This is a genomic window from Blautia sp. aa_0143, from assembly GCF_004167315.1.
Lineage (GTDB): Bacteria > Bacillota > Clostridia > Lachnospirales > Lachnospiraceae > Blautia_A > Blautia_A fusiformis.
Genome location: NZ_RCXU01000010.1, coordinates 78,909 through 99,558 on the forward strand (window position 1 = coordinate 78,909; position 20,650 = coordinate 99,558).

Below are 20,650 nucleotides of genomic sequence, written 5' to 3' on the forward strand. Positions count from 1 at the left end.
CCGGCCTTTGAACCTTTTTTTATTATACTACACTTCACCGTGAAATCCTACTGATTATTTTCAGTTTATTTTCGGTCAGAAGTATTCTCCGGGAAAACGATCTCCATCCTGGTTCCAACTCCTTGTTCACTTTCCACGTTGATCTGTGCATGATGAAGCGTTGCTCCATGCTTCACAATGGAAAGCCCCAGACCTGTTCCGCCGGTCTGTCTGGAATGGCTTTTGTCTACCCGGTAAAAGCGCTCAAAGATCCTTCCCTGTTCACTTTTCGGGATTCCGATCCCGTCATCTGCCACACAGTAGAACGGATGCCCTTTCCGGTTGCCTACCATGATCCGCACATGACCATTCTGTTCTGTATAGCGAACTGCATTGTCTGCAATATTAAAAAGCATCTCATAGAGTACATGGCGGACACCCTTGATCTTCTCTGCACTTCCGGCAAGCTCAAGGAAAATATTTTTCTTTCCGGCAGGATGTCTGAGATTATTTCTTACGTCTTCCGCAAGCTCATAAAGATCCACCTCTTCAAAAGGAACCTCACTGTTGCTTTCATCCAGTCTGGAAAGCTGGATGATATCCGCTACCAGATTGGAAAGTCTTATTGATTCATGGTAGATCCTTCCGGAAAATTCCCGTATATGATCTGCCGGAACCATGCCGTTCATCATAAGCTCCGCATAACCGGAAATGGACATCAGCGGGGTCTTCAGCTCATGGGAAACATTTGCAGAAAATTCCTTCCGGATCTCCTCTGCCTCCTTCAGTTCTTTTACCTGCTGCCGGATCTGCCGGTTCTGTTCATCCACCCGCACAAGAAGGGGACGCAGCTCCTCATAGCACACATTGTTCAGCGGATGCTCCAGATCCAGATCGTTGACCGGACGGATCAGCTCTCTGGTCTGTCTCTGTGCAAAAACAAACTCCAGGATCAGTACCAGGAGCATCAGAAGTCCCAGCACAGCAAGACTTGAGATCCATGTGGAATATATGGAGTCTACGGTTTTTCCTACACGGAGCACGTTTCCGTCATCCAGCTTCACCGCATAATAAAAGGTCTTTTTTGCAAAGGTTTCTGAATAACGGATACTTTCGCTTTTTCCATTTTTTTCTGCCTGTATAAATTCCGGACGATCACTGTGATTTGCCAGTTTTTTCGGAGAGGCCTCAGAATCGTAGAGAACGGTTCCGTCTTTACGGATGAGAGTCACACGACTTGATGATACTGTCCGAAGCTTTTTTGTGAGAAAGGAATCTCCATACTCATCCATGGCAAGGCAGATATACTGCGCTTCCTCACGGACTCCCCGCTGCATGTATGTGTTTAATTTACTGTAGGTGACCACACTTGCTGCCAGAAACGTGACAAGAACAGCAAAAATGATCATAATGCTTGTATGATGCAGAATTTTCTTTTTCATACATGATCTCCGATCCGGTATCCCACGCCACGCACTGTCTCAATCAGATTTCCGGCCTCCCCCAGCTTTTGTCGGAGAGTCCGTACATGAACATCTACAGTCCTTGTTTCTCCGTCAAAATCATAGCCCCACACATGGCACAGGATCTGGTTTCTGGACATGACCAGTCCTTTGTTCTCCATAAGATATTCCAGAAGCTCGAATTCCTTTCTGGTCAGCTCCTTCACCTCACCCTGATAGCTGACTTCGTGACGGGACACATTGACACGAAGACCCTTACAATGCAGCTCCCTCTCTTCGCTCTGCCTTGCGCAGCGCCGAAGGACCGCTTTGACCCTGGCTACAAATTCCATCATCCCGAAGGGCTTGGTGATGTAATCATCTGCGCCGCCCTCCAGACCTTTTACCTTGTCAAACTCCGCTTCTTTGGCTGTGACCATGATCACCGGGATATCCCGGGTCCTGGTATCACTTTTCAGTCGTTTCAAAATATTATACCCATCTTCACCCGGGAGCATGATATCCAGCAGGATCAGTTCCGGCATATTTTTTTTCATGGCTGTGTCAAGTTCTGCCCCGGTTTCAAAACCTTCTGCCTCAAAGCCTGTTGTCTCCAGGGTATAGACAAGAAGCTCTCTGATATTTCTCTCATCTTCCACACAGTAGATCATTCTATATCCTCTCTGTTCGTTTTTTTGCCGTTGGCACTTCATAATCGTCTGATCTTTTTTGTTCCATGCCTTCAGTATAACTGCTTTCTTTTTACTGCACAAGCCCTGGCCGTCTGCTGATACAGATAACCAGGGCATAGCATTATTTCGATATCTTTTTATTGGCTGCCTGCCGCTGCCATCTGGGCTGCCGCCGGCTCATCCTTTATTTCCGGAAGCTGATACTGATTCCGGATCACCTCCAGCGCACGGTAGAAGGTTTCGTCCGGCCCATGTTTGATCTGCTTCAGGTGCTGATGTGTATCAAAAGCATCTTCATGAACCTGTGTCACACAAACACCGATATTGGAACAGTGATCTGCCACACGCTCCAGGCTGGTAGTCACATCGGACAGGATGAATCCCATTTCAATAGTACATTCTCCGGCGCGAAGTCTCTGGATATGCCGGTACTTCAGTTCCTTGCTGAGTTCATCGATCACTTCCTCCAGTGGCTCGATCTCTCTCGCAAGCTGCACATCCTGATTTTCGTAAACCTTGTAAGCAATATCTACAATGTCTTCCACCGCATGCTCCATGACACGTAACTCTTCCAGCGCCTTATCCGAAAACTTCAGGCCTTTTTCATAAAGCTCCTGTGCGGATTCCATGATGTTCACACCGTGATCGGAAATCCTCTCGAAATCACCGATACAGTGGAGCATGATGGAAACACTGTGACTGTCATGAACGGAAAGATCCTTCTGGTTCAGTTTTACAAGATAGGTTCCAAGTTCATCCTCATAACGGTCTACCTTTTTCTCTGCTTCTTCCACCAGAGCCTTTCCTTCTGCGCTGAAATTCTTCAGAAGGTCCAGGGCGGTAAACAGAGTTCTGTGAGAATCCTCTGCCATTTTTTTCGCTGCATTCCTGCTCTGCTCAACTGCAAATGCAGGTTTCTCCAGAAAACGGCTTTCCAGGATCATGAAATCCGGATCTGCTGCCACCTTCTCCTCCTCTTCCTTCCTGTCGCGGATAGTAAGACAGGCAAGCTTCTCCAGAGCCTTTCCAAACGGAAGAAGAACAAGAGTTGCCGTGATATTGAAGGCACTGTGCAGGATCGCGATCCCGGCCGGAGTCGCTGCCTGTGCCATAAATGAAAAATGTACTGCTGCATTTATCGCATAAAATACTGCCATGAACAGCATGGTTCCGATCAGATTGAAATACAGATGAACCATAGCCGCACGTTTTGCGTTTTTGCTGGCTCCGATGGCTGAAAGGATCGCAGTGATACAGGTACCGATATTCTGTCCCATGATAATAGGAAGTGCTGCACTGAACGGTACCATTCCGGTAAGGCACAGTGCCTGGAGGATACCAACCGATGCGGAGGACGACTGGATGATCGCTGTCAGCACTGCTCCGGCCACAACTCCAAGGATCGGATTGGAGAATTTCACCAGCATTCCGGTAAACTCCGGTACCTCTGCAAGAGGTTCCACAGCTCCGCTCATGGCATTCATTCCATACATCAGGATCGCAAAGCCTACAAAGATCGCTCCCACGTCCTTTTTCTTCTGGCTTTTTGTAAACATGATCAGAACCACGCCGATCAGTGCCAAGATCGGTGAAAATGACGTCGGCTTAAAAAGCCGGATAATAAAGTTATCACTCTGGATACCTGTAAGACTTAAGATCCATGAGGTTACGGTAGTACCGATATTGGCACCCATGATGATTCCCACAACCTGGGACAGCTTCATGATTCCCGAGTTTACAAAACCAACGACCATAACGGTAGTTGCCGAGGATGACTGGATCACTGCAGTCACACCCATTCCAAGAAGAACGGCTCTGATGGGATTGGAGGTAAGTGTCTCCAGGATCCGCTCAAGCTTTCCGCCTGCAACCTTCGCAAGCCCGTCTCCCATTAAGTTCATTCCATAAAGGAAAATAGCAAGGCCGCCAAGCAATGCCAGTACGCTGAAAAAATCCATAATACTCTCCTTCACTTTCTCTTTTTGATATGTTTGATTTCCTTTTTTCTCATTTCAACGATTTTCATAATAGCGGCCTATTGTAAAATTTTCCCCACTGGAATGTAAAATCTGTGTAAAAAAAATAAAACAGAGGATCCTGTTACGGGAAACCGATTTCCCGTCAGGATCTCTCTGTCCTATATATCGTACAGTGATTTTTATTCTTATGATGTGTTTTGTGCTGCGGATATTCTCATTCCGCTGAGCTGCATGCTCATGAGCAGAGCTGCCCTGCGATCTGTGATCAGAATCCGCGGATCTCCTCATCCTCAGATCCGGTCTTGTCGATGGATTTTATTACAAGGTAATAACTGTAATCATCATTGACCTTTACTTCCACCCGGTCTCCTACACGATGACCGCGCAGTGCCTTGCCGATAGGCGATTCAATACTGATACGGTTTTCCATGGAATTTCCGCGGATGGAAGTAACCAGCTTGTACTTCTCCACCTCATTATCTTCTTCAAAAAGAACTTCCACGATATCGTCCATTCCCACTTCGTCAGATCTGGAAGCATCGGATACAATGGATGCCGTCTTCAGCATCCTCTCCAGATAACGGATGCGGCTCTCGTTCTGATTCTTATGCTTCTTGGCTGCATAATACTCAAAGTTCTCACTTAAGTCTCCCTGGGCACGTGCCTCCTTGACCGCCTCAATGGCTTCCTTACGTACTACCAGTTTACGGTGTTCGATCTCCTGCTCTATTTTTTCAACATCCTTGCGGGTAAGCTGTTCTCTCATTTCTCTGGCATCTCCTTTTCTTTATAACATTCAGACTGATCCTGGATCTGTTCTCCACTTCCTGTGAAGCTTCTGTCACAGATACAGGATTTCTGGAAGGTTACCGGAAATACCATAGCAGATACGCTCTGCTTTGTCAAACAGCGCATACCTGTTCTTCGGCTTCCTCCTGCTGGTGTACTCGCTGTTCAATATAATCTGCCATATGTTCTTTGGGGATATCCAGTAACATGGAAAATTCAGAATAGAGATGATCCTCTGCAAGCTTCAGATACCGCTCGTCTGTAGCGGTTGTTTTTTTGCCATGAGATAATCTGGCCTGTTTTCTGACGTAGATCGTCTTGATGATCCGAAGAAGATCTCTGCATTCACAGGTACGGATGCATTTCTTGTAGCTATCCTCCCGGAATTTCTCATTCTCAATACTCAGTGTCTCAATGGATGGGATCTCATCGATAAGCCTCTCCGCTTCTTCCCTCGTAATGATTCCGCGAAGCACCTGCTTTCCACCTTCCACCGGTGTAAATATCTTCCCATCTGTTTCTCCTCCGGGCCTCAGTACATAATAAAGCTTCTCGCCGGAGGAACCATCCACCCTCATTGTGGTAACTCCTGTTACCTGGCAGATGCCGGTACGACCATACACAACATATTCGCCTGTTTCAAACATTTTTCCACTTCCTTTCATTTTTTTACTTTTCTTTTGTTATCCTGGCGCTTATTGTGCTCTAATGAAAGCTCCCTGCCAGGTTATATATCCAGACAAGGAGCTTCTCACTGAGGATTCTATCCTTATTTTACTACTTTTCCCATTTATTTGCAAAAGAATTCAAAAAGTTTTTTTATTTTTGTGAAATATGCCCACAATGAGGGCATGTATTTTTTGTTATAATTCTTCTTTTTTCTTTCTTCCCAGACGGATGTCTTCCATATGAGATTTCAGTTCCGGTGTCATACTGTCAAAGAGATAGGTTTTGCTGTTGTCCCTGCGCTCCTGCCATTCTTCTCTCATCTGCTGTTTTGCGGAAGCGATCTCATCTTTGAATCCGCGCGCTGAGATCCTGGCGGCTCCCTGTCCCATAATGATGATCTGCTCCAGTCCGTCTGATGTGGCAACTGTCACGTTATGCTTCCGTCCGATTTTATGGACAGTGCGTTCAATATACTGGTCTGCAGTTTCCGCTTCTTTTGTATAGACAACATGAATGTTATGATACTGGAAGGTTTCCTCCGGATGGCCCTCCACACGGTAGGCATCAAATACCAGGATCAGGATGCAGCCCTTGATCCTCTGATAATCGCTTAATATATCCATTAACCTGGACTGTGCCGCATGAAAGTCTGCCTGTGCCAGATCTCTTAAATCCTCCCAGGCAAATATGATATTGCAGCCGTCCACCAGCAGATAGTCCTCTCTGTGGATGGCCGGACTGCTGTTTCTCCAGGCGCCGTGACCGGATTTTGCCGGAAGGCCGGAATCTGCTGCACCTTTGCCTCCCTTCCCGGAAAAGCTGCTTCCGCTTTCCGGATTTCCGAAGCTTCGGCTGTTACTGCTGTATCTCTTTGAGCTCACCGGACCAAAGGTTTTCTCAAAGATTGCCTTCAGTTCTTTTTCCTCTTCGTAGCTTCCATACATGGAGGTATATTTTCCACGGCCGGCATTGGCTGTTCTGTGATCCGGACTGTTTTTGGCTGTTCCCTGAACTGAACGCACTCCTGCAAAGCTGTTGTCGGAATCCTCATAGGCATCATTACTGTCCGGAAGCTGAGCTCCTTCCAGATGCATATATTCTTCTACCTCATACCAGGGAACCACGAAGCCTGCTCCATGGGCACAGAATACAGAGCCTGTAGGATTCTCAAGATCTCTCTCGGAATCATATCCGATCTCCTCTGCGATCTGCTCCTGATCCTGACAGGGTTCATAGCCATTCAGAGTACAGGTCAGATGACCTCTGCCTCTTGTGTAGGAAACTACCTGGCTCTGATAATCCCTCATTTTTGCCACCGGCGCACTTCCTGTGATCACCGACAGCTCTCCCTGGGTTTCCGGCCCCTGAAAGGTTCCCTGCATCCTCTGGATATCCGTCATGGCACGGCCTACATTTTCTGCCGGAACCTCAAGTCGGAAGCTGTAATAGGGTTCCAGAAGAACTGTCTCCGCTTTCTTGAGGCCCTGGCGCACAGCACGGTAGGTCGCCTGCCGGAAATCTCCACCTTCCGTATGCTTCTGATGTGCCCGCCCGGTGAGAAGTGTGATCTGCATATCGGTGATGGGTGATCCGGTAAGGACTCCCAGATGCTCTTTTTCCTCCAGATGTGTCAGGATCAGCCGCTGCCAGTTCCGATCCAGCTGATCTTCATTTGCCGCAGTAAAAAACTGCAGTCCGCTTCCTCTCTCTCCCGGTTCCAGAAGAAGATGTACCTCCGCATAATGACGAAGCGGTTCAAAATGTCCCACGCCTTCCACCGGTGCGGCAATGGTTTCTTTGTATACGATATTACCGGTCCCAAATTCTACTGCCACATGAAAGCGCTCCCAGATCAGATGCTTCAGGATCTCGATCTGTACCTCGCCCATCAGCATGGCGTGGATCTCTCCCAGCTGCTCATCCCACATGATATGAAGCTGCGGTTCTTCCTCCTCCAGCTCCTTCAGGCTTTTCAGCATCCTGTGGGCGTCACAGCCCTCCGGAAGGATGATCTGATAATTCAGTACCGGTTCCAGCACCGGCATGGCAGAATCCGCCTCAATGCCAAGTCCCTCTCCCGGATATGTTTCGGTAAGACCTGTAACTGCACAGACGGTTCCTGCCTCTGCCTCTTTGAGCATTTCAAATTTTGCACCGGAATAGATACGGATCTGATCTGCCTTTTCCTCCCAGATCTCCTCTGCCGGAATACCATTTCTTCCTGCATTGGTCAGCGTCTCCTTAACCTTCAGGCTGCCGCCGGTGATCTTCATATAAGTGAGACGGTTTCCCTGCTCATCTCTGGCGATCTTAAAGATCCTGGCTCCGAATTCCGCGGGATAGGACGGTACTGCCATGTAGGTCTCCATTCCATGGATAAAAGCATCTACGCCTTCCATCTTCAAGGCAGATCCAAAAAAGCATGGAAAAAGCTTTCGCTCCAGGATCAGCTCTGCCACGTCCTTTTTTGTGATCGTTCCTGTTTCCAGGAAGCTTTCCAGAAGGTTCTCCTCACACATGGCGATATTTTCCAGAAAATCATCAGTTCCATTTATTTTATCAGAAACGCCCTGCGTTTCGAATATATTCTCTTTTTCTGCTTCATTGGCGTTGTCTTTCAGCTGCATTCCTTCAGCTGACGGAGATTTCCCGGAGTTATCCACAGGATTCTCCTTTTTCCCTGCTGCTTCTGCACCGGAGCATTCCAGTTCTCCACTAAAATCCACACAGCATCCGCTTAATTTCTTCTTCAGCTCCTCAAGAAGTCTTTCCCTGTCTGTTCCTTCCTGATCCATTTTATTTACGAAAAGAAATGTTGGGATCTTATACTGTGTCAGCAGTCTCCACAATGTCTGTGTATGCCCTTGCACACCATCTGCGCCATTGATCACCAGGATCGCATAATCCAGCACCTGCAGGGTACGCTCCATCTCAGCAGAAAAATCCACATGCCCCGGTGTATCCAGAAGTGTCACTTCCATATCCCCCATGGAAAAAACTGCCTGCTTTGAAAAAATGGTGATTCCTCTCTCCCTCTCAAGCTCATAGGTATCCAGATACGCATCCTTGTGATCGACTCTTCCGATTTTCCGGATCCTTCCGCATTTAAAAAGCAGGCCTTCCGATAATGTCGTCTTTCCTGCATCCACATGGGCAAGCACGCCCAGGCTTATATGTCTGTGTTTTATATTCTGAGGTTTTTCTCCCATTGAAAATACCCCTTTCTGTTGTAATGATATCCAATATCATAACATAGAAAGGGGTATAAGTCGAATCTTGTTTCGGTCTGTGATTCAGGAATCCAGGTAGGCTTTCAGCTTCTCCAGATCCTTTTTCATATCTGCTCTTCCTGTCTGGTAGATCCGCTCCAGATTGCTCTCATCACGCTCGATCATCGCCGCCTGGATGGGACTGCTCGGACGGATGATATGAACGCGCCCCTCTTTTTCCAGAGAAGCCAGTTCCTCCAGTGTTTCATTATAATGGATATGCCGTTCCTCCAGATCCTTCAGAAAAGCCGGATATTTATGTAATACTGCTTTCAGAAAAAGCTGCATCTTCGGGTTTGCTTTTTTTCGGTACTTCACATCTCTGGTAAGCACCACTACGTTTTTTTCGTATCCCCTGGAAAGCATCCACTTAACCGGGATCGGATCAGACACACCACCGTCCAGAAGTCTCTTTCCCCCAAGCTTCACCGGTCGGGAGGCTACCGGGATCGATGCAGACGCACGCATCCATTCAATATCCTCCACATCTCCGTTGGGACATTCATGATACACCGGTTTTCCTGTATCCAGGTCCGTACACACCACTGTAAATTTCATGGGATTTTCCGCGTAGGTCTGACGGTCAAAAATATCCAGCTTCCAGGGCAGTTCATAATATCCGAATTCCCGGCTGTATACATCTCCTGTGGTGATCCAGTTCCGGATGCTTGCAAGTCTTTTATCCTTGCAGTACTTTTTGTTATAGCGAAGAACTCTTCCGATCTGCCTGGACTTATAATTGCATCCAAAAACAGCTCCAGCCGATACGCCCACCGCACTGTCCGCATAAATCTCATTTTCCATCAGAACATCGATCACACCGGCGGTATACAAGCCTCGCATACCGCCGCCCTCCATAACGATACTGAATTTTTTCAATTGTGTTTCTTTCATTTATTTGTCCTCTGTATTCTGTCTGGCAGACTCTGCTGCCCTTATGCTGTCATCTTTTATGTCCCATTTATTGTACTTTTTGAATTATATCTGTCTTTTCTGCCATATATCTATATCCATTATCAGAATATCTTGGTTGTCCACTTGCTCATATCCCAGACTTCATTTACCACATCCTGGTAAAATTCCGGTTCATGGCAGATGAGAAGGATACTTCCGCGGTATTCCCGGAGAGCTTTTTTCAGCTCGTCTTTTGCATCTACATCCAGATGATTGGTAGGCTCGTCCAGAAGAAGAATATTGGTGTCACGGTTCACCAGCTTGCAAAGACGCACTTTTGCCTGCTCACCACCGCTTAAAACTCGTACCTGGCTCTCAATATGCTTGGTCGTCAGCCCGCATTTCGCCAGCGCGGAACGCACTTCATACTGGGAAAATGACGGAAATTCCTGCCAGAGTTCTTCGATACAGGTAGTTCGATTCTCACCTTTAACTTCCTGCTCAAAATATCCGATCTCAAGGTTCTCGCCCTGCTCCACACTTCCGGAAAGAGGCTTGATCAGTCCAAGAAGGCTTCGAAGAAGTGTTGTTTTTCCTATTCCATTGGTTCCCACCAGTGCGATCTTCTGTCCTCGCTCCATAGTAAAATTCAGCGGCTTGGAAAGCGGCTCATCATAACCGATCACAAGATCATGTGTCTCAAAAAGCATCTTTCCTGGTGTTCGGCCATAACGGAATTTGAACTCCGGCTTCGGCTTCTCTGCTGCCAGCTCGATCACATCCATCTTGTCCAGCTTTTTCTGACGGGACATAGCCATGTTTCTTGTGGAAACACGGGCCTTATTCCTTGCTACGAAATCCTTCAGCTCACTGATCTCCTGCTGCTGTTTACGGTAAGCAGCCTCCAGCTGTGCCTTCTTGACCGCATAGACCTCCTGGAAATGATCGTAATCTCCTACATAACGGTTCAGTTCCTGATTTTCCATATGATAGATAATGTTAACTACAGAATTCAGGAAGGGAATATCGTGGGAAATAAGGATAAAGGCATTCTCATAATCCAGAAGATATCTTTTCAGCCATGCAATATGCTCCTCATCCAGATAGTTGGTAGGCTCATCCAGAAGCAGGATGTCAGGCTTCTCAAGAAGAAGCTTCGCAAGAAGTACCTTGGTTCTCTGTCCGCCGCTTAGATCCGTAACATCACGGTCAAGCCCCAGATCCAGAAGGCCCAGAGCTCTGGCAACCTCCTCCACTTTGGCATCGATCGAATAAAAATCGTGAAGTGTCAGTTCGTCCTGGATCGTTCCAAGCTCTTCCATCAGACCATCCATCTCGTCAGGATCTGCAGTTCCCAGCTTGTCGCAGATCTCGTTCATCCGTTCTTCTTTTTTGAGAAGAGGATCAAAAGCGGATTTCAGCACCTGGCCGATGGTCATCCCCTTTTCCAGAACTGCATGCTGATCCAGATAGCCTGCGTGGACATTTTTTGCCCACTCTACCTTGCCCTCATCCGGCATCAGTTTTCCGGTCACGATACTCATAAATGTGGACTTTCCTTCGCCATTAGCGCCTACAAGTCCGATGTGTTCTCCCTTAAGAAGCCGGAAAGATACATCTTCGAAAATCGCTCTGTCTCCAAACCCGTGGGTCAGGTGTTCTACATTTAAAATACTCATTTGTTATATTCCTTTATCATTGTGGTTTTTCTGTTTTCCCGGAAGGGATTTTTAATAATGCTATAGTATTATACTTGATATTTTTCTCTGCTGTAAAGTCAAATCTCTGTATACACTGCGATCGGCTGACTGGCAGCTTTTTGTATTACCGGTTAAGCTGCTGAATACTATTGAATAATTTTCCATCTTCCTATCTCATTATCTTCTGTAAAAATCCTGTTCTTATTTATTATGCCATCGGATCTCACCGTTTAATATGATCGGATAACGGATCAGCTTGTCTGAATCAAGGTTTTCCGCATACATATCTACTGCGGTTATCTGGTGATTATCATATGTGGTATAATAATAGATTCCCTTTGTCGTGTTGCAGCATGAAGTATAGATCGTGATCTCATATGCGCCCTCTGATACCTCACAGCATCCCCGCTGCTGATCAACAGAGCCTAAAATATGGAAAAACTGGCTGACACTTTCGTTTTCCCCATCTCCGGATATTGCGTTTAATTTTGTAAATGCAACCTTTACAAATCTTGACTGGCTTGAAAGATCTCCCGGAATTCCCATTCCGCCCATTCCTCTGCTGTATGGATCCAGCTCCAGCACTCCTGCAAATGTACTTTCTGGCTGCTTTCTGGATACACCCGCATAATTGTTAAGTGCAAACATCTGCCCGGGGAATGGAGGATTATTTGTAAGTACGCCAACAGGATCGTCATAGATGTGCATTCCGTCTTTCATGGATTCTACAACGATGCATTCCTCCTTGTCTGCGATCATCCAGTGAAGCTGTGCCGTTGGAAGCTGTTCACTGAAGGGTGTTCCCATGAGCTTCATATTGGAAAGCATCCTCCTTGCTTCAGCCACCGAAGCACACTGGGTAAGGATCCATGGAATAAATTCATATTGCGCCACCTGGATAAGATCCTTATCTGCCTCTGTCGCTTCATCTGCATATGCCGCATTCCCCACAAAGTTAAGTCCTGCCATACCCAGTCCCTTTTCATTAGCCGCATCATAATAAAGCGGATAATCTCCTGCTACAAACGCCATTCCTATAAGAGCATAATGTGTTTTTGTTTTTCCTGCATATCGGAAATCGAACTCATAATTTCTTGGGGTTATGGTCACCTCTTCCCCATAGGAAAACTCATAGTCAAGAGTTCTTCCCATATAAAAATCCTTTGTCTGATACGTTGCTGCTGTACACATAGATCTACACCTCTTCCTTACAATAATCCTGCAAATAATCTCATGAAAAGCTGTCCCAGACGAAGATATGCACTGCGTCCTGTCCGGTATTGTTCCGTTACTTCCCGACATTTCTTCATTGTTTCTTCTAGGTCATTTCTTATAGATAACACAGCCGGACTGTCTGCCATAAAGCATCCGTTTTCAAAATGATGATAAAGACTTCTGTAATCCAGATTTATGGTTCCGCAGGTTGCCATACAGTCATCTGCCACGCTCATCTTGGCGTGACAGAAGCCAGGTGTCCACTCGTAGATCCGCACTCCATTTTTAACCAGTCCATGATAAAAGGAACGTGTAACACTGTAAATCATTTTTTTATCCGGGATTCCCGGTGTAATGATCCTGACATCAATCCCCCTCTTTGCAGCAAGACACAGCGCATGTGTCATTTCATCCGTAATGATCAGATATGGCGTTATAAACCAGCAGTATTTTTCAGCTTTGTTGACCATGCTGATATAAACTTCCTCTCCTACCTGTTCATCATCCATTGGACTATCTGCATAAGGCTGTACAAATCCGTTCTGAGCTGCCTTATATTCTGATCTTATAAAATATTTGCTGAAATCCTCATTATTATTCCTGTCATTGGCTGCATTCCACATTTCAAGGAATGTTGCTGTCAGCGACTGAACTGCATCGCCTTCAAGACGGATCCCGGTATCCTTCCATTGTCCGTAAGGATTGGTGTAATTAAAATATTCATTTGCCAGATTATAGCCGCCTGTGAAAGCTACTTTTCCATCAATCACGGTTATTTTTCGATGATCACGGTTGTTCAGAAATACATTCAGACCCGGCATAAACGGATTAAATACCCGGCAGTGGATTCCGATCCGCTCCATCTTTTTTACAAAATCCGTATTAATAAAGCCAATAGAGCCCATATCATCATAAAATACTCGCACTTCCACGCCTGCCTGTACACGCTCCTCCAGCACTTTCTGGATCTTTTTCCAGGCCTCTGCATCTTCTATCGCATGGTATTCCATAAAAATAAACTTTTCAGCCTTTGACAGTGCTGATAACTGTGCTTCTAATCCCTTTACCGCCTCATCATAATAAACAATATCCGTATTCTGGTATACAGGATAACCTGCATTTTTCCAAATATACTCACTGATATTTCCTGCTTTGGGGATTTTATTTTTGATATTTTCCAGTTTTTCCCGATTGTCCGGCAGAAGCGGCAGAAGCTTTCTGTCGATATCCGCATATCGTTCTCGCATTTTACGGGTTCCGCCATTTAATCCAATCAGAAGATACAGTGCTACACCCATGATCGGAAACACAAGTATCAGAATGATCCACGGCATTTTCATGGAAGAGGTCTGATCGGATGCATATAGTGCCAGAACCAGAATTCCTGCAAAGACTCTAGTCAGCAGATTAACGATCTCCGCATATTCATTCAGCCTTGTGATCACGATAATGATAAAAGCTGCTTCCAACAAAATACAAAGCACCGAAAAGCATAATCGAATGACACCGTTTTTCGTTTTTGCTCTACCCTCCAGTGTATCCTGCTTCATAAAACCGCCCCTTTCTGCATTGAATGAGAATTTTCTGTTGTGCGTAAGCCTAACTGAATATTCCTGTTGCGTAATAAAATCAACAATTATCTTCTATACTGCAAACAGCGCAGCGCTGACCTGATGATTCCTTGTCCACTGTAATAAAAAATGAAATAAGAAGAAAGCCCTGGAAGCTGCAACTTCGAGGGCTTTTGCTTTTTTCGTTATAAATACTTTAATTCTTTTTTTGCCTGCGAGCATTATATCATATGCGATTTTTCTTCGCAATATACTCTGTATACTTTTTAAGATGTTTCTGTTTTTACTGAACTCTTTGCTTCTATCATTGCAATAACTTTCTCCGCTGGTTTCCCAACTAGACATGTGATTGTTGGTATTCTTTAACCTGTTTTCACTTACCGCTTGTACCGCAACATACCATTTTTCAATTCAATAAATTTTCCGTTAAAGATTTCCTGCAACACCTGTCTGCATGGTATCCGTTGCAATCTTCTAACCTCAGACGCTTCCATTACTCGGAAAGTAGTTTGGTGATGATCTTGATAAAATGCAATGAGCGATTCAATATACGGCTCAGCATCTTCAAACGTCCAGTTTGCTTCCTCCTTCAAACGCGAGAATACCGATACCAGACTAATACATCGAACATCTTCAAAATTTGTAGCGCCATTCCGAGCATTTCGGTCATCGGAGCAGAACACATAAATCTGCTCCCCAAGCATCACCGACAAGACCTGCAACAGCACAAAAGACTTGATTTCTCCAAGATTATTTTTCTTGCCCACTTCGATATCGAGTCGTTCAAGCTCTTTCAAATAATCCTCTCTCGATATCGCCGTGTAATCAGCATCTTCCAATGCTCGATAATGTTCCGAAAAGTAATCTTTAGAAAAAACATCACAGGCCAATTTTAACATCTGTGTATAAGTCGCACACGCCAGCGGCCCTCGTACATGTGACAGGCTTTCAAGAATTTCTTGATCCGTGTAGCTTTTTATCTTTTGCGCGCCAATCTTTTCGCTCAACCAGATTGGCGCATCAGCATTATACCGATTAAGTTCTGTTACGATTTGCGCATGACAAAAGAACACATATTCCGGCAATTCCATGACCCGGTCAATCAAATGATTATCGCCGCCATCTTGAACAGAGTGCGTTTTGGAAATGAAATCGGTATCTAGCAGTGCATATTTTTTCACTTCGCTTTGACACCCCTCAATCCAAACCGTACTCTTTTTTCAGTTGAGTAATGTAAGCCACATCGTCATTTTCTCTGGATTCTGTCAGATACTCATGCTGTCTGTTATACTCAACTTTCTCAAGGAGTGTGCCAAAAGATTCTGTTCCCCTGCCATCAAGCTGCCAGCGCTTTGCCTTACCTATCAGTGATGCCCTTTTCATTACATTCGCAGAACTTATCTCCAGCAGCTTTTCAGCCTGCTGGTGGGATATGTTTCCACTTTCAAACAAGCGCAGTACAACTGCCTTGTAGGGCATAGCAAACATATCCATAAGTATCAAAACGGAATCTACCGAAACCAAATCTTTATCAATTCCATACAGTAGAATTTGCTCATGGAGAAGTTGATCCGGCATCAAAAGCAGACCTGCGAAGGCATTAGCTTCCAAGTCCTCCTGTGTTCTTCCTGTTTCATCACCTGTTGCCGAATCCAGCATAGAACCATTTTTTATATAGCTCTGGTCTGCATTTTCTACATAACAGTAGATATGATACAATTCATGCGACGCAGCGAAAAACTGCTTACATAGTGGAAGTGCCGTATTTACGCACACAAAAATCGTATCCTGCTTCAAAAAAGTCAATGCCCATAATTCATCATCATGAATTGGAAAACGAAGCAGTTCCAGTGCAATTTCTTTCTTTCTTGCATAGTTCTGTATAACAGCAAAAATATTATCTTTGATAATAGAATTACCGACATACTCTGCCGAAAACTGCCTGACAACAGATTGAATTTCATCAAATTTCCTGTTTTGGCTTACAAAAAGGCTATCTTTCAGAACATTGTTCATCACTTATCCTCCCAGAGCTGCTCCATCTTTTTGCCATTCTCGCATGCCCTAGTGTGGAACAGAATCATGTCGGACAGTTCATCCGCAAGCCGGATTCCCTTTCTTGCTTCTTCTGTTTTAACACGCCCCATAAACGCATGAATCACATTCGTATCCATCGGCTTTTCTGGCATCTTCATCAGAGAATCCATCGACACATGCAGATATTCAGAAATCTTATGAAGTTCAATCGCATTGATTGCTCTTGCACCATTCATAATTTTGCTCATTGTCTGTTTGGAGACTCCAATTCCTTCTGCCAGATCAACCTGCTTTTTGTTTTCTTTTTTCAGTTCAGCCTGAATGTTGTTTGCAATTATCATATTTACATCCAGCATATAATCGCCTCCTGTTCTTGTACTTATATTATACGCTCTTTCACATAGAATATCAATTATTTAGAGACTGATCTTAGTTTTTAATTTATTTTGTCGCTATTTTAGTTACAAGTCATCGCTAACCTTCAGAAGAGTGGTTTACACTAACGCTATAAACCTGTATTTTCCTCATTCAAAAGACCTTCTACAACCTCAACAGAGAGATTTCTATGATAGAACAGCTCATTGCCGAAGCAACAAAATTTGATTTCAAAGTTGCTCTCAAAACGAATCCACCAAAAAACCGGTTAAAAAACACCCCATTGCTTTTCCAACGAGGCTTGTAATTGTTGCAGGTCGACAAAATGCTTGTTTCTACACCCCTTGACCTTTCTTTCTTGTTTATAATGAGAAAGAAAGAAAAAGAAAGGAAAGGCAACCTTTTCAAATCTGGATCGAACTGACAGAAGAGATTATCCAGAGGATGCAATCAGAGAATCTTTACTGAACAGCATTGTTCACCGTGATTACTCTTTCAGCGGAAGCAATCTGGTCAATGTCTATGAGGATAGAATCGAATTTGTCTCTCTTGGAGGTCTTGTATCCGGTTTGGAACTGGAATCCATTTTCCTGGGTGTTTCATAATCGAGAAATCCGAACCTTGCGGCTGTCTTCTCCAGGATGAGATTGATTGAAAGTTATGGCACAGAAATCGAAAAAATTGAATGTGCATATAAGAATTGACCATCCCCGCCAGAGTTTGAAACGGCAAAAGGTGTTTTCCGCGTAACACTTCCCAACAGGAATGAGCAGCCGGAAACGAATGTCCGGATATCTGATAAAGCGGACAAAGATATTTCACTGAATGAACAGAAATTACTCATTCTTCAATATACACTGGAAAACGGCAGTGTTACAAGAAAAGAAGTTGAAGATTTGATTGGTGCAGAAACAACAAAGGCTTTCCGGTTGCTTAAGGAACTTTGCAAAGCTGGCAAACTTGAGCAAAAAGGAAGCGGCAGGTTGAGCACCTACATTTCCAAATAAAATCATTGTACAAAGGAATATCTCGGCAATGAAATCAACTTTATGAGCTAGGTAAAAAATAAACTGTCTGAATCCCATGCTATGCACAGAACTCAGGCCGTTTAGCTTTTGTTCATCTTCCCATCTCATTTCCAACTCGTCCAAAAGCGAATGCCTTTTAGATTTTCTTCGCAATCGTAGACAGCTCCGAAAAAGAGCCTCATGACGGTGAAGAAAAAATCCAGAGCTGTGTTTCTTTCCACTTAGCCTTCGTTAGTTTCTTTCTGTCCCGAACACACCTTTTACCTGAATTCTGAAATCCAGCTTGTTGTTGGTCAATCCCTGCATGAGCTACACATTCTTATATCTGGGCAGGAAGATTGGACTGATAGACTGAATATCTTGCTCATTAATACAATGAGCCGTCATGAACTTTTTCGTCATATGGGGCTTTATATCTGACAGTACCTGTGACATAGAATCCTTTTTTTCTTCTATCACTCATCTATATTTTCCTATCATTGGTCAGTCAGTGACTTGCTCCCACTGGGCCCAAAAGCATTTTGCTGGAGCTGTCATATTCTTTTCCAGTGAGTTCAGACCGAACAATATCATCATTCAACATTTTAATAAATGCCGCTGCCTCTTTTTGTGAAGAAATCACAATATGATCTTCTTCAAACTTGAACATAGTTTTGTAGCGAGAATGCTTTTTCAGATTCTCTAACAAATCGTTCTTTTTCATCTGCAAAACAGGCGAATTTTTTGCCTTTAATAACTTCTTTGCATTTGTCAACTTACTTTTATTTTCAAACGCAACAAACTTTTCAAGGCTATCTACAATATCCAGATCGCGAATAATCTCAATCGTCTTCTGTGCCCCCGCTCGTATGTATTGCTCAAATCCAAAAAATCTCTGCATAAGATCCATTTTTGCCGTAACAACACTTGAAGAAAAGATAATTACATCTGCTCGTGAATCTATCTGCACAATATCGCTATCAATTTCATCGTATGTATCACCAACAAATAGGGCTATAACATTTTTACTTCGATCAATTCTTGATACAGAGTATATATGTTGATAAACCCAAAAGTACTTGTCATTCAAATTGATTCTAAAAAGAAATCCAGACAGTTTATTTCTATCGCTTTCCGAGTAGTACTCCGTACGCTTTTCAGCATCATCAAGAAAAATAAAGGGTCTATAGTTCTCTATCAGACTATGATTGCTGCTAAAATCCATGTAGCACATAACAAAAACACAACAATCAGCACATTATTAAGGCGAACAAATTCTCCCCAATATGACTGATTTTCAGCAAGTTCGCTGACGGGGGTAAATTTGAAATTGCGTACAATAGTCAAAAAAGCCAATGGACTCAATGATTGCAGCATTAACTTATGTTTCAAGCTTAAATTCATTGGCACACCTCCATAAAGCTTACAGTTCAACAAATATCCTTTTGAATACCAGTGAAGTAAATATATCCTCTACTTGTTTAGCCAATTCTTTCGAATGAATCCGTGCCCCCAGCTCGATATTTCCTTCCTGTCCATGATATGAAAGGTTTGCAGATGTAATCAGCGTATCCGTTTGATCAACAGAAATTACCTTTGCATGAAGAGCAGACATTTTATCTTCCTGTTTTGGATAGTTATAAATTCGCAGAAATTTTCCCTTATAGCAGCATAAACGGTCAAAGGCCTTCTGACTCTCAATGTCATTCACAAAAAATTTCACGAGAACGCCTTCTTGGCTCTTTTGAATTACACAATCGACTAACTCGGCAAAATAATCCGAGAGGGAGTACCCAGTAATTAGAATGCTCTTCCTAGCTCCCATAAGCATTTCTCTTACGGTAACCTTTGTCGGTTTTGTTTTCAACGCAAAAGAAGGTGGCGCTGTAACAACTAATTCAGCGCTATCATCGTTACTTTGGGCAGTCGCTGAAACCATAGCAAGAATTTCATGAGCTTCTTTTTCAGAAAGAGATTGATATCTCTTTTGAATGGCTCTAATAGACTCATTTCCACCAGATATAGCATCTGTGAGAATTTTGTTTAACAAAATATCTAAGCTTATACTTCCAGTTGACATAGTTCTTCCACCAAAGTTTTAAAATAAGACTGATTTTCTCTTCCGTCAATAGGCACAATTAGTCCGCGATCCAACATGCGATTTCCATTCTCGCAATCCTTGCGGATTCCAGTGCTTCTTAAATAATCGCTGAAATCATCTGATCTGTATTCACCCGATTTCCCTCCTGGCTGCAACGCTGGCAGATCACTGAGAATATCGTTAACCGTAGCATCCGCTATTGTCTGCTCAAACTGCGGATAAGAAAGCCCGGTATTCTTCAGCCACCCGACAATGATCATTCTTCTTCGGTTTTGCAGCACACCAAAATTCTTTGAATTTTGCTCATGGCATTCAATCTCATAGCCAACGGAACGCAGCGCTTCCTGGACTTTCAGCCAGGTTGCACCACTGTTTGCTGACTTGATTCCCATAACATTCTCAAAAACGAACATCTTTGGATGATATTTCTGAAGGAATCTCGCATACAACTTATAGAGATCATTTCTAGGATCCGCTGACATCGGTGTTTCCATATGCTTGCTTTGCGCCCTTCCCACCAAAGAATATGCCTGGCAAGGCGGTCCACCAATAATGACATCTACTTGCTTGATGCCTCTTTGCGTAAGGATCCTATCTATATTTTCAAATAACCTTGGAAGAGTTTCATTTGACATCGTTTCACAAAATACGGATTGTAGCTGCTCCTCGGGAATATGTTGCAGAAATTCGTCGCGGGTGATTTTTCCGCTAATATAATCCTTGTAGATATCAAGTTTCCCTTGTGCTTTGAGATAATAGTATCCCGTTCGTGTTTCCAATGTTTGAGCAGCATATGGGTTCATCTCCACATGCGCTACAGGTGAAAAGCCCGCTTGGATGAAGCCTTCGGACAATCCACCAGCTCCTGCAAATAAATCTATAAAATTGTAAGAGCCTGTTGTGGCGTTGATACGTTCCATGATGAACCCCT

At 44.2% G+C, this 20,650-nt stretch carries 19 protein-coding genes; all 19 read right to left on the minus strand.

Features of this window, described 5'->3' with window-relative positions:
- Positions 1 to 65: 65 nt before the first annotated feature.
- The 19 genes from EAI83_RS06640 to EAI83_RS06725 all read right to left on the minus strand — a co-directional run bounded on the left by EAI83_RS06640 (position 66) and on the right by EAI83_RS06725 (position 20,639).
- Positions 66 to 1,421 carry a sensor histidine kinase gene (locus EAI83_RS06640; RefSeq protein ID WP_021652264.1) on the minus strand — a complete coding sequence of 452 codons (1,356 nt, stop codon included), beginning with the start codon at positions 1,419 to 1,421 and terminating at the stop codon, positions 66 to 68.
- Positions 1,418 to 2,092: a winged helix-turn-helix domain-containing protein gene (locus EAI83_RS06645; protein WP_044961949.1), complete on the minus strand. Its 675-nt coding sequence runs from the start codon at positions 2,090 to 2,092 to the stop codon at positions 1,418 to 1,420. The genes EAI83_RS06640 and EAI83_RS06645 overlap by 4 nt, the downstream gene beginning before the upstream one ends.
- Before the next feature lie 158 nt (positions 2,093 to 2,250).
- Complete coding sequence (locus EAI83_RS06650) at positions 2,251 to 4,071, minus strand: Na/Pi cotransporter family protein (RefSeq protein WP_129974812.1); 1,821 nt, start codon at positions 4,069 to 4,071, stop codon at positions 2,251 to 2,253.
- 286 nt (positions 4,072 to 4,357) lie between these two features.
- Complete coding sequence (greA, locus tag EAI83_RS06655) at positions 4,358 to 4,858, minus strand: transcription elongation factor GreA (protein ID WP_015527340.1); 501 nt, start codon at positions 4,856 to 4,858, stop codon at positions 4,358 to 4,360.
- Positions 4,855 to 5,007, minus strand: a complete 153-nt coding sequence (locus tag EAI83_RS17210) for a hypothetical protein (protein ID WP_015527341.1) — start codon at positions 5,005 to 5,007, stop codon at positions 4,855 to 4,857. The genes greA and EAI83_RS17210 overlap by 4 nt, the downstream gene beginning before the upstream one ends.
- Positions 4,995 to 5,528 carry a CarD family transcriptional regulator gene (locus tag EAI83_RS06660; protein ID WP_110102861.1) on the minus strand — a complete coding sequence of 178 codons (534 nt, stop codon included), beginning with the start codon at positions 5,526 to 5,528 and terminating at the stop codon, positions 4,995 to 4,997. The genes EAI83_RS17210 and EAI83_RS06660 overlap by 13 nt, the downstream gene beginning before the upstream one ends.
- Before the next feature lie 216 nt (positions 5,529 to 5,744).
- Entirely contained in the window at positions 5,745 to 8,759 is a 3,015-nt protein-coding gene (locus EAI83_RS06665) for a translation factor GTPase family protein (RefSeq protein ID WP_129974813.1), read from the minus strand.
- An 84-nt stretch (positions 8,760 to 8,843) separates the two neighbouring features.
- Complete coding sequence (locus EAI83_RS06670; RefSeq protein WP_021652256.1) at positions 8,844 to 9,713, minus strand: patatin-like phospholipase family protein; 870 nt, start codon at positions 9,711 to 9,713, stop codon at positions 8,844 to 8,846.
- Positions 9,714 to 9,835: 122 nt separating this feature from the next.
- Positions 9,836 to 11,392: an ABC-F family ATP-binding cassette domain-containing protein gene (locus EAI83_RS06675; RefSeq protein ID WP_129974814.1), complete on the minus strand. Its 1,557-nt coding sequence runs from the start codon at positions 11,390 to 11,392 to the stop codon at positions 9,836 to 9,838.
- A gap of 222 nt (positions 11,393 to 11,614) precedes the next feature.
- Positions 11,615 to 12,604 carry a choloylglycine hydrolase gene (bsh, locus tag EAI83_RS06680; protein WP_129974815.1) on the minus strand — a complete coding sequence of 330 codons (990 nt, stop codon included), beginning with the start codon at positions 12,602 to 12,604 and terminating at the stop codon, positions 11,615 to 11,617.
- Positions 12,605 to 12,621: 17 nt separating this feature from the next.
- The gene (gene cls / locus EAI83_RS06685) at positions 12,622 to 14,178 is read right to left on the minus strand and encodes a cardiolipin synthase (protein ID WP_129974816.1); all 1,557 of its coding nucleotides are present in this window, start codon (positions 14,176 to 14,178) and stop codon (positions 12,622 to 12,624) included.
- A 398-nt stretch (positions 14,179 to 14,576) separates the two neighbouring features.
- Positions 14,577 to 15,380: a hypothetical protein gene (locus EAI83_RS06690; protein WP_021652251.1), complete on the minus strand. Its 804-nt coding sequence runs from the start codon at positions 15,378 to 15,380 to the stop codon at positions 14,577 to 14,579.
- 16 nt (positions 15,381 to 15,396) lie between these two features.
- Positions 15,397 to 16,215, minus strand: a complete 819-nt coding sequence (locus EAI83_RS06695) for an ImmA/IrrE family metallo-endopeptidase (protein ID WP_021652250.1) — start codon at positions 16,213 to 16,215, stop codon at positions 15,397 to 15,399.
- Positions 16,215 to 16,592 carry a helix-turn-helix domain-containing protein gene (locus EAI83_RS06700; protein WP_015527351.1) on the minus strand — a complete coding sequence of 126 codons (378 nt, stop codon included), beginning with the start codon at positions 16,590 to 16,592 and terminating at the stop codon, positions 16,215 to 16,217. Before EAI83_RS06700 ends, EAI83_RS06695 begins: the two co-directional genes overlap by 1 nt.
- Positions 16,593 to 17,447: 855 nt before the next feature.
- The gene (locus EAI83_RS06705) at positions 17,448 to 17,747 is read right to left on the minus strand and encodes a hypothetical protein (RefSeq protein ID WP_110104167.1); all 300 of its coding nucleotides are present in this window, start codon (positions 17,745 to 17,747) and stop codon (positions 17,448 to 17,450) included.
- A 379-nt stretch (positions 17,748 to 18,126) separates the two neighbouring features.
- Positions 18,127 to 18,843 (minus strand): DUF4868 domain-containing protein, encoded by a 717-nt coding sequence (locus EAI83_RS06715; protein ID WP_161206346.1) that lies wholly within the window; start codon positions 18,841 to 18,843, stop codon positions 18,127 to 18,129.
- Positions 18,816 to 19,022 (minus strand): hypothetical protein, encoded by a 207-nt coding sequence (locus EAI83_RS17215; RefSeq protein ID WP_161206347.1) that lies wholly within the window; start codon positions 19,020 to 19,022, stop codon positions 18,816 to 18,818. The genes EAI83_RS06715 and EAI83_RS17215 overlap by 28 nt, the downstream gene beginning before the upstream one ends.
- Before the next feature lie 19 nt (positions 19,023 to 19,041).
- The gene (locus EAI83_RS17410; protein WP_192926471.1) at positions 19,042 to 19,698 is read right to left on the minus strand and encodes a phospholipase D-like domain-containing protein; all 657 of its coding nucleotides are present in this window, start codon (positions 19,696 to 19,698) and stop codon (positions 19,042 to 19,044) included.
- Entirely contained in the window at positions 19,680 to 20,639 is a 960-nt protein-coding gene (locus tag EAI83_RS06725) for a DNA cytosine methyltransferase (RefSeq protein ID WP_129974818.1), read from the minus strand. Before EAI83_RS06725 ends, EAI83_RS17410 begins: the two co-directional genes overlap by 19 nt.
- Between the last annotated feature and the right edge of the window lie 11 nt (positions 20,640 to 20,650).